This is a genomic window from Dinghuibacter silviterrae (genome assembly GCF_004366355.1).
Taxonomy (GTDB): Bacteria; Bacteroidota; Bacteroidia; order Chitinophagales; family Chitinophagaceae; genus Dinghuibacter; species Dinghuibacter silviterrae.
In genome coordinates, this window is sequence record NZ_SODV01000001.1 from 1 (window position 1) to 12,244 (window position 12,244).

The 12,244-nt window shown below is 55.1% G+C and carries 11 protein-coding genes and 1 tRNA gene; 4 read left to right on the top strand and 8 right to left on the bottom strand.

What is annotated here, in order from left to right; genetic code table 11:
- Positions 1 to 518 precede the first annotated feature (518 nt).
- Together EDB95_RS00005 and EDB95_RS00010 are read right to left on the bottom strand one after the other, a co-directional pair.
- Positions 519 to 1,322 carry a tRNA pseudouridine synthase A gene (locus EDB95_RS00005; protein WP_133989338.1) on the bottom strand — a complete coding sequence of 268 codons (804 nt, stop codon included), beginning with the start codon at positions 1,320 to 1,322 and terminating at the stop codon, positions 519 to 521.
- 1 nt (position 1,323) lies between these two features.
- Complete coding sequence (locus EDB95_RS00010; RefSeq protein ID WP_133989340.1) at positions 1,324 to 3,153, bottom strand: DUF4476 domain-containing protein; 1,830 nt, start codon at positions 3,151 to 3,153, stop codon at positions 1,324 to 1,326.
- 154 nt (positions 3,154 to 3,307) lie between these two features.
- Between EDB95_RS00010 and EDB95_RS00015 the strand changes: the two genes are divergently transcribed.
- Positions 3,308 to 5,797 carry a M1 family metallopeptidase gene (locus EDB95_RS00015; protein WP_246073411.1) on the top strand — a complete coding sequence of 830 codons (2,490 nt, stop codon included), beginning with the start codon at positions 3,308 to 3,310 and terminating at the stop codon, positions 5,795 to 5,797.
- Between the two features lie 72 nt (positions 5,798 to 5,869).
- On the opposite strand, the gene EDB95_RS27960 is transcribed toward EDB95_RS00015, so the two are convergent.
- The 4 genes from EDB95_RS27960 to EDB95_RS00030 are packed head-to-tail and all read right to left on the bottom strand — an operon-like array spanning position 5,870 to position 7,901.
- Positions 5,870 to 6,031, bottom strand: a complete 162-nt coding sequence (locus tag EDB95_RS27960; RefSeq protein ID WP_211352024.1) for a class I lanthipeptide — start codon at positions 6,029 to 6,031, stop codon at positions 5,870 to 5,872.
- 52 nt (positions 6,032 to 6,083) lie between these two features.
- A complete protein-coding gene (locus tag EDB95_RS00020; protein ID WP_246073412.1) occupies positions 6,084 to 6,860 on the bottom strand; it encodes a TPM domain-containing protein in 777 nt (258 codons plus the stop codon).
- A gap of 5 nt (positions 6,861 to 6,865) precedes the next feature.
- Positions 6,866 to 7,321, bottom strand: a complete 456-nt coding sequence (locus EDB95_RS00025; RefSeq protein WP_133989344.1) for a TPM domain-containing protein — start codon at positions 7,319 to 7,321, stop codon at positions 6,866 to 6,868.
- A 10-nt stretch (positions 7,322 to 7,331) separates the two neighbouring features.
- Positions 7,332 to 7,901 carry a LemA family protein gene (locus tag EDB95_RS00030; protein WP_133989346.1) on the bottom strand — a complete coding sequence of 190 codons (570 nt, stop codon included), beginning with the start codon at positions 7,899 to 7,901 and terminating at the stop codon, positions 7,332 to 7,334.
- A gap of 136 nt (positions 7,902 to 8,037) precedes the next feature.
- Between EDB95_RS00030 and EDB95_RS00035 the strand changes: the two genes are divergently transcribed.
- The gene (locus EDB95_RS00035) at positions 8,038 to 9,282 is read left to right on the top strand and encodes an autotransporter outer membrane beta-barrel domain-containing protein (RefSeq protein ID WP_133989348.1); all 1,245 of its coding nucleotides are present in this window, start codon (positions 8,038 to 8,040) and stop codon (positions 9,280 to 9,282) included.
- Positions 9,283 to 9,379: 97 nt separating this feature from the next.
- Here EDB95_RS00035 and EDB95_RS00040 read toward each other — a convergent pair whose 3' ends face one another.
- Positions 9,380 to 10,576, bottom strand: coding sequence for a phosphoglycerate kinase (locus EDB95_RS00040; RefSeq protein ID WP_133989350.1), 1,197 nt, complete (start codon positions 10,574 to 10,576; stop codon positions 9,380 to 9,382).
- Between the two features lie 5 nt (positions 10,577 to 10,581).
- Positions 10,582 to 11,595, bottom strand: coding sequence for a type I glyceraldehyde-3-phosphate dehydrogenase (gene gap, locus EDB95_RS00045; protein WP_133989352.1), 1,014 nt, complete (start codon positions 11,593 to 11,595; stop codon positions 10,582 to 10,584).
- A 177-nt stretch (positions 11,596 to 11,772) separates the two neighbouring features.
- On the opposite strand from gap, the gene EDB95_RS00050 reads away from it, so the two are divergent.
- Both EDB95_RS00050 and EDB95_RS00055 read left to right on the top strand, forming a co-directional pair.
- Positions 11,773 to 11,844 (top strand) — tRNA-Glu (locus EDB95_RS00050).
- 92 nt (positions 11,845 to 11,936) lie between these two features.
- The gene (locus EDB95_RS00055; protein WP_133989354.1) at positions 11,937 to 12,242 is read left to right on the top strand and encodes a hypothetical protein; all 306 of its coding nucleotides are present in this window, start codon (positions 11,937 to 11,939) and stop codon (positions 12,240 to 12,242) included.
- Positions 12,243 to 12,244 lie beyond the last annotated feature (2 nt).

Below are 12,244 nucleotides of genomic sequence, written 5' to 3' on the forward strand. Positions count from 1 at the left end.
ATCTTAATCTTAATTCATTGATATACTCTTACCTGACGACATACTAAACATCACTATTTAGTACGTCCTGCTGTTCCAATCTTTCAAAGAACTTCAACTTCAACCCTAAGGTCTCCGTCTTGTAGATGTTAGGGATTCGATCCCTTTTGCTAAACAAACATCTTATCTAAAGAACTGTTAATTAAACTCTTAGCCTCGCTTTCTTTCTCTCACCGCCCCGTTCTATCCGATTGGGGTTGCAAAGGTAGAATCTTTTTTCTTTCTACCAAATTTCCAGTCAGATTTTTTTGACTTTTTTTGGCGACTTTTTCGACTGTAAAGAGCGATTTTTTTTGGGCGGACTGCAAAGATACAACCTTATGCTTTCCGATCAAAACTTTTTATGCACATACGCATCGTCGACAACCTGAAAGAGCGAACCGAAAAGGCTTTTTTACCTGAGCGGGGCGCAAAGATAGGGATAGTTTGTTTGCCACCAAATTTTTCTCAAAAAAAATGACATGTAAGGTATCCTTACGTTATGGATCTATGTGGCTACTACCCCCGTCCAGTAAGCCTTCGGGATAGCGCACCCTTGCCAAAAAAAGGCCATGGCCCGGGGCGGTAAAATCCGCGCGCCGGGGGTCCGCTGCCAGGATGACCTCTCTAAAACCGTCCACCGACAGCTTTCCCCGCCCCACCTGCAGCATGGTCGCCACCAATCCCCGGACCATCCCCCTAAGGAAGCGGTTGGCCCGCACCGTATAACACCAGGTAGCCCCCACCGTTTCCCACCGGCTCTCCTCGATTACGCACAAGGGCGTCCTGTGCTGGGCACCCCGTTTGGAAAAACTGCTGAAATCGGTATGCTCCAATACAATGGCCGCCGCCGCCCGAAGGCCATCGGGGTCCATCTGGTAAGGATAATAATAGCCCCGGTCGTCCAAAAAAGGGTCTTTGGCCCGGTATACATAATAGTGATATTCCCGGGACAGGGCATGAAACCGGGAATGGGCGTCCCCGGCGACCGGGTATACCCCCCTGGCAACGACGTCCGGGGGAAGAATGGCGTTCAGGTTGTACAAGCTCCGCTCGCGCCCGCCCGGTTGCAGCCAGGGATGACCCTCCCCCAGCGCTTCAGCGTCCAGGTCGAAGTGGTAAAAATTCTCCAGGGCGTGTACCCCGGCATCGGTCCGCGAAGATCCCGTCAACCCGATGGGGGTCCGGAAAAATACCTGTAGCGCCTTCTCCAGCTCAAACTGAACCGTGAGGGCGTTTTCCTGTATCTGGGAACCGCTGAACCGGGTTCCCTTATAAGCAACTTGTAAAAAGAAACGCGTCATATCAGCGTTCCACCAGGGCCTTGAAGCGGTTGATGAAATACGCGCTGGAGAACAGGGACTGAAGGGATTTGAAATTCCAGCTGTCGGAGACAAAGGGATAGGCTTCCTCTATGAATTTATAACGTCCGTCCTCCTGGAGGAAAAGAAAACTCAGGTTTCGTACCTGATCCGTGGTAAAACAGGCTTTCTTAAAGGATTTTCTGGCCAGCTCGATCATCCGGTCCACGTCGCTCTCTGAGGCCATACGCTTGCGCAGCTTCGTATAGTCCTCGTCCCCCGCGACACGGGTACAGTTGGAGTTCGCCAGGACCAGGCCCTGGGGTTTGTTGTCCGCGGGTTTGTTGTCCGCTCCCTGGGTCTTGCCGCTGTCCGTCGTCGCCGCGTGTGCGTTGTCGGGGGCGGTCGTCCCCGGCTGTACGCCAAAACCGGAGGCCAACGCCCGGGAGGCGCTGTCCTGAGCCCCGCCTCCATCCTGTTGTTTGAACACAGGGACCACAAGATTGCTGGTATCTTTTGTCTTACCGGTACGGACCAGCGTGGCCGGGTTAAACGCATGGGTCGTATCGACAGGCGTAACCGACTGGTTTACACCGGTTTTAGACGTAGTATCTTTCGTGGCCGCGTGCGTGCTGTCAGGAGTGGTCGTTGCAGGCGCGTTGCTGGGGGAGGTCGTCCCCGGCTGTACACCAAAACCGGCGGCCAACGCCCGGGAGGCGCTGTCCTGGGGGATACCGGCGGGAGCAGCGGTGGTGGGCGCCGGGTTGGTCGCGGGCACCGTCGCAGGCAGGTTTGCCTGGACCGCCGCGGGTGCGTTCGCCTGGACCGCCGCGGGTGCGTTCGCCTGGACCGCCGCGGGTGCGTTCGCCTGGACCGTCGCGGGCGCGTTCGCCTGCGCCGTTGCGGCCGCCGTATCTGCCGTCGCAGGAGCCGCTCCTGCAGGCGCCTGGCTAGTAGCGGGCACACCCGCCCCCTTTTGGGGCACCAGCATCTGAACGGTATCCACCGCCCCCGAGCGCAGGTGGTCCGCATAGACCAGCTCAACCCCCGAGTCCGTCACCTGTCTGGAGACCAGGACGATAGAGGCATCGGTACCGGGAGAAGGCACCACGGGCGCGGGCGCCGTTTTTTTTACATATTTTATGTCCGTGAGGGTAGAATCCTTGGTCACTGCCGCAAGCGCCGACTCGAACGCATCCCCCTTCGGGGCGGTAGGCGTCACCGTATCCGGACCGGTCGCCGGGGTCCCGGTAGGGGTCCCGCTTACTGCGGCCCCATTCACCGCATTCGTAGGCGGCTGAACCGCGGTAGTCTCCGGTGCCGTCGCCGCCGAAGGCGCCACGGTCATGGCCGCCGTCTGCCCCGCGGCGCTCGCGGAATCATGCGCCCCAACTGCCGGAGGCTGCGCCGCCTCGGCAGACGCTGGTGCCGGATCAGGCTTTTTAACCGTATCCTGGGCGGGCGCCACCGCATTGTCCGGCTGGTTGGCATAGGTAAGGGTCAGCTCCTGGAGGTCATAGAGCGCCCACCCCTTGTCCGGGAAACGTTTTAACAAAAAGCCCTTGTCCGCGGTGATGGTACACTTGAAGTGTTGCTCGGGAAAAGAATTATCCGGGAAGCCCACCCAGAAAGACAGTGTCCCCTGGGGGATCTTCGGGAGGATGAGATACCCCGAACCCGACGAGGCCATCGGGCTGGCAGTAGCGCCCAGCTTGACATAGAAGGGTTGCTTCGTGTCGCTTTGCAGATAGATGAAATGATCCGCCTGCTGCGCCCAGGCGTGGACGCTGCATCCCATGATCAGCCAAAAACCAATAAATCTGATAAACTTCATAGGCCCTTACTTCGGACAAAGCTATGTTTTTTTGCCAAATTGGCGCCCCGGCGCCCTGTCAGCCGTATCGGCCATTTATCATTTTCCAAATACCGTACCGGGCATAGTGCTACCTTTAAGACATTTCGCTATTTCGAAGTATCAAATTTTATACATGCAATTGATGGAGATCCCTTTGAAAAAAATGGCCACCGGCTGCCTCCTGGCATCGATGGCGTACACCGCACCCGCATGGGGCCAGGCAAAAAACGACACCAGCTGGAAACACGAATACCGGGCCAGTGCCACCAAGATCAACGACCTGGTCCATACCAAGCTGGCCGTCTCCTTTGACTACGACAAAAGCTATATGTATGGGAAGGCCTGGATCACCCTGGAACCCCACTTCTACCCGACCGACTCCCTGACCCTTGACGCCAAAGGCATGGATATACGGAAAGTGGCCATGGTCGAAGAATCCGGCAACAAGCCCCTGAAATATACGTACGACAGCACCCAACTGCACATCGGGCTGGGCAAAACATATATGGGCAAAGAACGGTATACGATATGGATCGACTACGTTTCCAGGCCCAATGAACTCAAACCCACCGGCAGCGCCGCCATCACCGACGCCAAGGGATTATACTTCATCAACCCCAAGGGCACGGACAAGAAAAAGCCCACCCAAATCTGGACCCAGGGAGAGACCGAATCCAACAGCGCCTGGTTCCCGACGATCGACAAACCGGATCAAAAGACCACGGAGGAGATCGAAATGACTGTCCCCTCCAAATACGTCACCCTCTCCAACGGGCTGCTCGTCAACCAGCGTAAGAACGCGGACGGCACCCGGACCGATACCTGGAAGATGGACCTGCCCCACGCGCCCTACCTGTTTTTTATGGGTGTAGGGGATTACGCCATCATCAAGGACAGTTACAAAGGGAAAGAGGTAGCCTATTATGTCGAAAAAGAATACGCGCCCGTCGCCCGCCGCATCTTTGGGTTGACTCCCGAAATGATCGCCTTCTACTCCAAAGTCCTGGGGATCGATTTCCCCTGGGCTAAATACGACCAGATCGTCGGGCGTGACTATGTCAGCGGCGCGATGGAGAACACGACCTCTACCCTTCACGAGGAACACGCCCAGCAAAACGCCCGTCAGCTGACCGACGGCAACCAATGGGAAGGCACCATCGCCCACGAGCTTTTCCACCAATGGTTTGGGGACCTGGTCACGTGTGAAAGCTGGAGCAACCTGACCGTCAACGAATCTTTTGCCAACTTCAGCGAGACGCTTTGGGCCGAACACAAATGGGGCAAGGATGCCGGGGACGAACACAACTATTCGGACATGCAGGACTATATCCGTTCCGGAGAATCGGACAAAAACCTGGTCCGATTCTACTACCAGGACAGGGAAGACGTCCTTGACGCAGTGACCTACAACAAAGGCGGCCGGATTCTGAACATGCTCCGGTATTATGTAGGCGACAGCGCCTTTTTCCAGGCCCTCCACCTTTACCTGACGGAAAACAAATTCAAGACCGGGGAAGCCCACCAACTGCGGCTGGCGTTTGAAGACATCACCGGCCAGGACCTCAACTGGTACTGGAACCAATGGTATTACGGCAGCGGTCAGCCGAATGTAACGATCGACTATAACTATGACGACGCGGCGGGCAAGGTCACCGTTCATATCCAGCAGACGCAAGCGGGGCACGCTTTTATCCTGCCCTTTGCCATCGACGTATACAGCGGAAACAACAAGGAACGCCACCAGGTCTGGATGCGCAGCAAGGACGAGACGTATACCTTTTCCTACACAACCCATCCGGACCTTGTCAACGTAGACGGCGATAAGATCCTTCTTTGGACAAAAAACGACAAAAAGACCGCCGCCAACTATATCTTCCAATATAAGAATGCCGGTAAGTACGTAGACCGCAAAGAGGCCATCGAGTACGCCTCCAGGCATCAGGACGATCCCTCCGTCCGCGCCTTCCTGCTGACCGCTTTCCATGACCGGTACAAAGGTCTCCGCATAGACGCCATCGATGCCATCAACCCGGAAAACGCGGAGATGGTGACCGCCGCACTGCCGGAGCTGGCGACCATCGCTTCGAACGACAAGGAACCCACGGTCCGCGCCAAAGCGCTGGAGATCCTGGCCCAGGTAAAAGATCCTTCGTATATGCCCCTTTTCGACAAGTCCGTCAAAGACTCCTCCTACAGTGTTGCAGGGCAAGCCCTGGAAGGCATCTATAACCTGGACCAGGCCAAAGGCCTTGCCCTCGCCCAGCAACAACGCAGCGACGCCAGGGGCAAACTTTCTGAAACGATCGCAAAGATCCTGCTCATCAATGCCCGGCCGGAGGATTTCCCTTTTATTATCGAAACCTACGAGCAACTCGAACCGGGTCAGGCCAAATTCGAATCAACCGACAAGTTCTGTGAATTCCTGGCACAAGTCAAAGACACGGCGCTCTTTCAAAGGGGCGTGGACGACGTCCTGAAATTCAGAAACGTGATTCCCGACAATGAGAACTATGCATTTGCCAGAAACATGATCACGAGCAAACTCAAATCCGTGGGTACCAAGAAGCGCACAGCCGGTGATCAGGCCATGGCGGACTATGTAGATAAACTATTGGCGCAGTAATTCAACCGGCAGCGTGTAAAAAAGGGAGCCATTGATGTTGATCAATGGCTCCCTTTTTAATGTGTTAACCTCTTACGCCTGAGTAGTCGGTTTGCAAGTGTACGTGATACACCCCGGCAGGTTGGAAGTAGGTTCCGCGCCACCTTTGATTTGGCGCAGTTGCGTGTCCGTAAGTTTGGAGATCAACTCCTTTTTTAGTTTCAATTTCTTGGAATCAAGTGCGATTTTTTTCATTTGTGGTGCTTTGACTAAATATAGTACTTATTCCTAATTTTAGAAAAAAGAATTACCAACTGCCGCCGGCTCCACCTCCACCAAAACTACCCCCGCCAAAACCACCAAATCCACCACCACCGCCGCCGCTGCTGCTGCCACCGCTACCGCCGCCGCCAAATATGCTACCCGCAGCAGCTCCCCACAAGAACGGCCCCACGCCATATCCCCTGCGACTGATAAAGCCCCCACCTGGACCACTTCCCCGGCTGCGGATAATAATGATCAACACGATAAAAGCAATCACCAGGAAAACAACCGCGGCGCCCGCGCCTTTACCCTGCTCATGATAGCCCGCCGGCGCCTTATACTCACCTTTGGCTGCCAGGATGATGGCATTGACCCCCGAATCAACCCCCGTATTATAGTCCCCCTGTTTGAAATACGGGAGCACCTGGTTATCGACGATTTCTTTACAGGTGATATCCGGAAGTGCGCCCTCCAGGCCATACCCCGGTGCGATAAATACTTTGTGATCGTCCCGGGCGATCAGGAAAACGACGCCGTTGTTGGTTTGCTTGTTCCCCACGCCCCACGTACGGCCCAGCTTGACCGCATAGTCCACCGGGTCATACCCGTTGGTGCTCGGGATGGTCACAACGGCAATCTGAACGCTCGTACTGTCGTCATACGCATCCAGCCTTGTTTCAAGGTCCTGTACAAGACCCGGGTTCAGTATACCTGCCAGGTCGTTGACCAGTTTGGGCGGGTTTGGCCTGGGTGGAATATCCTGTGCCCGCAGCCCGGTAAACAGGGACAGCCCCAGCAGGATGGTCAATAGGTACTTCATGCGTTTCATTTTCCAAAAACAATATCATCCGGTAGTTCATTCTTGCCGCCGTCGACGTGTGGGAAAAAGCGGCCCAGCATGGTGCCCACTTCGCGCACGATGGTGGCGATCCCCTGGGCGTAGTTGTCTTTTTTGAAATGCCCCAGGATTTCCCTGACCTGGGTCTTCCAAAATTCATCCCCTACCCGTTCGTGGACCCCTTTATCCCCCCAGAGCGCCAGTTGCCTGTCCTTCATCGCCACGTACAAAAGCACGGCATTCCGGTCCCGGGTAGCGTCCATTTTTAAGGCATCAAAGATTTCCTTGGCCCGGTCCACGGCATCCACGAACCGGCAATGGCTTTCTATAAATACCCGTATTTCCCCGCTGGTGGCATGCTCGGCTGAACGCACAGCGTCCAGCATCAGGTCCTTCTCCTCCTGGGAGAAATAGTCGACCGGCTTTCTTCGTAAAAGGGACATGCGCTGATTTTTAGCTTCCAAAATCCACCTTGGTGTCTTTCGCACCCTCATCCGCCTGGAAATAGGGTTTTTGTTTAAACCCGAAGAGCGACGCGATGATGCTGCCCGGGAAACGGACCACCCTTGTATTGAAGTCCTGAACCGACCCCGACCAGTCCCGGATGGCCGTCGTCACCCGGTTTTCCGTCCCCTCGATTTGTGCCTGGAAGTCCCGGAAGGCCTGCGTCGTCTGGATATTAGGGTAGTTCTCGAAATTGATGTTCAGGATGCTGCTTTTCATCTGGTCATACGCCCGGTTGGCCTCATTCAGCGTTTGGGGATTGTTCGGGTCTATCGTCGGGATCCTCGACCGCATCTGCGTGATCTTGATCAGCGTGGTATCCTCATTCCTGGCGGAACCCTTAATGGTCGCCACCACGTTCTCGTACAAATTCTTTTTCCGCTGGTACTGGGCCTCTACCACGGACCACTTCTGCTTCACGTCCTGGTCCTGTGTCGCGAGTCCGTTATAGCCGTTGCACCCGACCATAAAAAGGATCAACAGGATACCCAGTGTAATGTACAACCCAAGATGTTTCATATCGGTGAAATTTGATTTGGTAACCCAATATACATTTTTTCCGTATTTGCATTCACCTCAACATTCCGGGCATTCACCTCAGCCGGTTAATCCCGGGCTTCCATCCGCCGTCCACAAGACATATAAACCTTGTGACATGAAACGAATCCTTTGCCCCCTAAGTTTGTTCTTCCTTGGTGCCGGTTGCACCAAGTCCGGCCTGGTCGCTACGTCCAGCACTACCACGACCAGCACCTACTACTATCAAAGCGGGGGCACCGCCTCGGAAACCGGCAAAGCCTACAGCTCGGCCATCACCGACACCTCCGGCGTATACGTTACCAACACCGGCATATTCAGCCTGGTCAATTCCAGCGTGAGCACCACCGGCAACACCACGTCCAGCGATTCCAGCAGTTTCTACGGCTTGAACGCCATCGTCCGGGTAGACGGGGGTAGCACCGTGACGCTGGATGACTGCTCCCTGACTTCCACCGGCTCCGGCGCCAACGGCGTGCTGGCCACCGGTTCGGCCACACAGGTCACCATGTCCGGCGATACCATCAAAACCACCGGGGGCGGCGCCCACGGCATAGACGCCACCTACGCCGCCACCATCACCGCTACCAATGTCATCATGACGACGACCGGCGACCACAGCAGCGTCATCGCCACCGACCGCGGCGGGGGTACCGTCACTGTATCCGGTGGCTCCGGCAGCGCCTCCGGCGCCCTTTCCGCCGCCATCTACTCCACCGGAACCATCACCGTATCCAGCGCAACCCTCACGTCCAGCGCCGCCGACGGCGCCGTCATCGAGGGCAGCAACAACATTACCCTCACCAACACCACCCTTTCCGGGTATACCGACGGCGTAAAATTCTACCACAGCGAATCCGGTGACGCCAGCGGCTTCACCGGAACCCTCACCACCAGCGGGGGCTCCATCACCGCCACCGACGGAGATTGTTTGTACGTCACCAACGAAACGGCCGTCATCAGCCTAACCAACGGTACCACCCTCACCGCCAGCACCGGGTACCTCCTCCACGCCCTGGACACCGCCACCGTCACCCTCACCGCCAGTGGAGAAACCCTGACCGGGTCGCTCGAAGCCGACTCCGCCACCAGTACCGCCACCGTCAAACTCACCAACAGCAGCACCTTAAAAGGCGCCGTGCAATACGTCACCCTCAGCCTCGACGCCACCAGCACCTGGACGGTTACCGCCAATTCCGTCGTGACCGGCCTGACCGACGCCTCCGGCATTTCCGGCACCTCGATCACCAATATTACCGGCAACGGCTACACGATCTATTACGACGCCAGCCTTAGTGGCAACAGCTCTCTTGGAGGAAAGACCTATACCCTCACCAGCGGGGGCTATCTCAAACCCAGATAATGTTTCGGAAAAACCAATAATTGGGCAACACGAGTAGTAAGACGAAGAAGGCCCCCTGCGTCTGCGGGGGGCCCTACTTTTTTTATCTGTTGTGCGTTTATTCGTTGATCGCTGCGATCCCCGGAAGAACCTTGCCCTCAAAAAGCTCCAGCAGCGCGCCGCCACCGGTGGACACATAGCTCACCTTGTCGGCCAGGCCGAACTGGTTCACCGCCGCCACCGAGTCGCCCCCGCCCACCAGGCTAAAGGCGCCCTGGGCCGTCGCCTGTGCGACAAATTCCGCGATGGCCTTCGTCCCATGCTGGAACTTTTCCATCTCGAAAACACCCATGGGTCCGTTCCAAAGGATGGTCTTAGAAGCCAGGATCACTTTCCCAAACAAAGCGATGCTCTCGTCCGAAATGTCCAACCCCATCCAGCCGTCCGGTATATGATCGTTCGACACCTTTTGGGTAGCCGCATCCGGGGCAAACTTATCCGCTGCAATGCTGTCCACGGGGATCAGGAATTGAACCCCCTTGGCTTTTGCTTTGGCCAGGATCTCATTGGCCAGGTCCAGCTTATCCTCTTCGCAAAGGCTCTTCCCGATGGATTTGCCCTGCGCTTTGAGGAAAGTATACGCCATACCCCCACCGATGATGATATTGTTCGCCTTCTCCAGCAGGTTTTCGATGATGAGGATTTTGTCGCTCACCTTCGCGCCACCTAAGATCGCAGTAAAAGGCCGCTGGGTGTCATTCATCACCTTGTTCGCGCTAGACACCTCGGCTTCCATGAGCAAGCCAAACATCCTCTTGTCCTTCGGGAAAAACTGCGCGATCACAGCCGTCGACGCATGCGCCCGGTGCGCTGTTCCAAACGCGTCGTTCACATACACGTCCCCCAGCTTGCTCAGCTTTTCTGCGAAAGCCTTATCCCCTTTTTCCTCTTCTTTATAGAAACGCAGGTTCTCCAGCAACAGCACGCTACCCGGTTTCAAGGCCGCCGCCGCATTCACCGCAGACGCCCCGATACAGTCGTCCGCAAACTGGACGTCCGTACCCGGAAGCAATTCCTTCAGGTGAGGCAACAGGTGTTTCAGCGAGAACTTATCCTCCGGACCACCCTTCGGCCGGCCCAGGTGAGACATCAGGATTACGCTACCCCCATCTCCCAGGATCTTTTTGATCGTAGGTACCGCCGCCCGCATCCGCGTGTCGTCGGTGATATGGAAAGCATCATCCAGGGGAACGTTAAAATCCACCCGGACCAATGCACGCTCTCCTTTAAAGTTATGTTGAGCGAAAGTCGACATAGGCCTTATTTTTTGATGAGACCGGCAAAATACTTAACCGTGCGCACCAGTTGCGACACATAGCTCATTTCGTTGTCATACCAGCTCACCACCTTCACCAGTTGCTTGTCACCCACCGTGACCACCTTCGTCTGGGTCGAGTCAAACAAAGAGCCAAAGTGCATCCCGATGATGTCGCTGCTCACGATTTCATCCTCCGTGTACCCGAAAGATTCGTTCGAAGCCGCCTTCATGGCCGCATTCACCGACTCCAGGGTAACCTTCTTGGCCACCACCGCCGTCAGTTCCGTCAGCGACCCCGTGATCACCGGGATACGCTGTGCACCGCCGTCCAGTTTCCCCTTCAATTCCGGCAAAACCAGCCCGATCGCCTTTGCGGCACCCGTGCTGTTCGGAACGATATTAGCGGCCGCAGCCCTTGCCCGGCGCAAGTCCCCTTTCGGGTGCGGAGCGTCCAGGGTATTCTGGTCATTCGTATAGGCGTGAACCGTCGTCATGCTCCCCACTTCGATGGTGAAAGCATCATTCAACGCCTTGGCCATCGGGGCCAGGCAGTTCGTGGTACAGCTGGCGCAGGAGATCACCGTCTCGCTGCCGTCCAGGATGTTATGGTTGACATTAAATACGACCGTCTTCATTTCCCCGGTTGCGGGGGCGGAAATGACCACCCTTTTGGCGCCTGCTTTCAGGTGCAATTCTGCCTTTTCCTTATCCGTAAAGAACCCGGTGCTTTCAATCACCACGTCCACGTCATGCTGACCCCAGGGAATCTGCGCCGGGTCCTTCTGCGCATATATTTTGATCTCGTGACCTGCAACTACAATCGCATTATCGGTATGTTTAACCTCCTGCTCGAACCGGCCATGCGCCGTATCATACTTCAGCAGGTGCGCCAGCACCTTCGGGCTGGTCAAATCATTGATTGCTACTACATCAATCCCTTGCATATTGTAGATCTGGCGGAAAACCAGGCGACCGATCCTACCAAACCCGTTAATAGCAACTTTAACTGTGCTCATTTGTGTAAAAATTTAGTTATTGGATGAGATAAAACTTAGGTTTTTCCGATGATGCGGTGCGAAGTTACATTATACCAAGGAATTGAGACCCCTTCCATCTTTTATATTTTTTTTGGGCCGAATAAAAACAGCCCCTATCTTTGCACTCCCAAACGAAATTCGTTCGGTCGTTCTTTCGCCGCGTTGGTCAATCGGTTAAGACGCCTCCCTTTCACGGAGGAATGAGGGGTTCGATTCCCCTACGCGGTACAAAATATGGCACATCGTGTCACGAAAACAAAAAAGGTTATCTCTAAAGAGATAGCCTTTTTTGCTATTATATTTGTCGCATAGCATCTTGCATGAATAACCTTCAATCGCCTGCGCTGTCGTCTATAATCAATATTCTTGAACAGGTAATGGAAAAAATAACCGATGACTCAGATATTGTCTGGACGAGATTCAATACACCAAAAGAAATGCGGCAGGAAATTGCCTCCTATCTGGAATCGCTGAAAAAGGGAGATCTGGGTTGCCTTAACAATATCAGCCTCCTTTTTGCGCCAACCGGCGCATTTCAGGAACATTCGATATCTAATGGCTGGTCGGAAGCTTATGTGCAGATGGCTGTATTTTTTGATCAGGCCCTGGCTGCCATTTCCAGATAAGA

Bases quoted from the DNA above. Each gene is read 5' to 3' on its own strand.
- EDB95_RS00005 (WP_133989338.1), bottom strand. From the start codon at position 1,322: ATGACGCGTTTCTTTTTACAAGTTGCTTATAAGGGAACCCGGTTCAGC.
- EDB95_RS00010 (WP_133989340.1), bottom strand. From the start codon at position 3,153: ATGAAGTTTATCAGATTTATTGGTTTTTGGCTGATCATGGGATGCAGC.
- EDB95_RS00015 (WP_246073411.1), top strand. From the start codon at position 3,308: ATGCAATTGATGGAGATCCCTTTGAAAAAAATGGCCACCGGCTGCCTC.
- EDB95_RS27960 (WP_211352024.1), bottom strand. From the start codon at position 6,031: ATGAAAAAAATCGCACTTGATTCCAAGAAATTGAAACTAAAAAAGGAG.
- EDB95_RS00020 (WP_246073412.1), bottom strand. From the start codon at position 6,860: ATGAAGTACCTATTGACCATCCTGCTGGGGCTGTCCCTGTTTACCGGG.
- EDB95_RS00025 (WP_133989344.1), bottom strand. From the start codon at position 7,321: ATGTCCCTTTTACGAAGAAAGCCGGTCGACTATTTCTCCCAGGAGGAG.
- EDB95_RS00030 (WP_133989346.1), bottom strand. From the start codon at position 7,901: ATGAAACATCTTGGGTTGTACATTACACTGGGTATCCTGTTGATCCTT.
- EDB95_RS00035 (WP_133989348.1), top strand. From the start codon at position 8,038: ATGAAACGAATCCTTTGCCCCCTAAGTTTGTTCTTCCTTGGTGCCGGT.
- EDB95_RS00040 (WP_133989350.1), bottom strand. From the start codon at position 10,576: ATGTCGACTTTCGCTCAACATAACTTTAAAGGAGAGCGTGCATTGGTC.
- gap (WP_133989352.1), bottom strand. From the start codon at position 11,595: ATGAGCACAGTTAAAGTTGCTATTAACGGGTTTGGTAGGATCGGTCGC.
- EDB95_RS00055 (WP_133989354.1), top strand. From the start codon at position 11,937: ATGAATAACCTTCAATCGCCTGCGCTGTCGTCTATAATCAATATTCTT.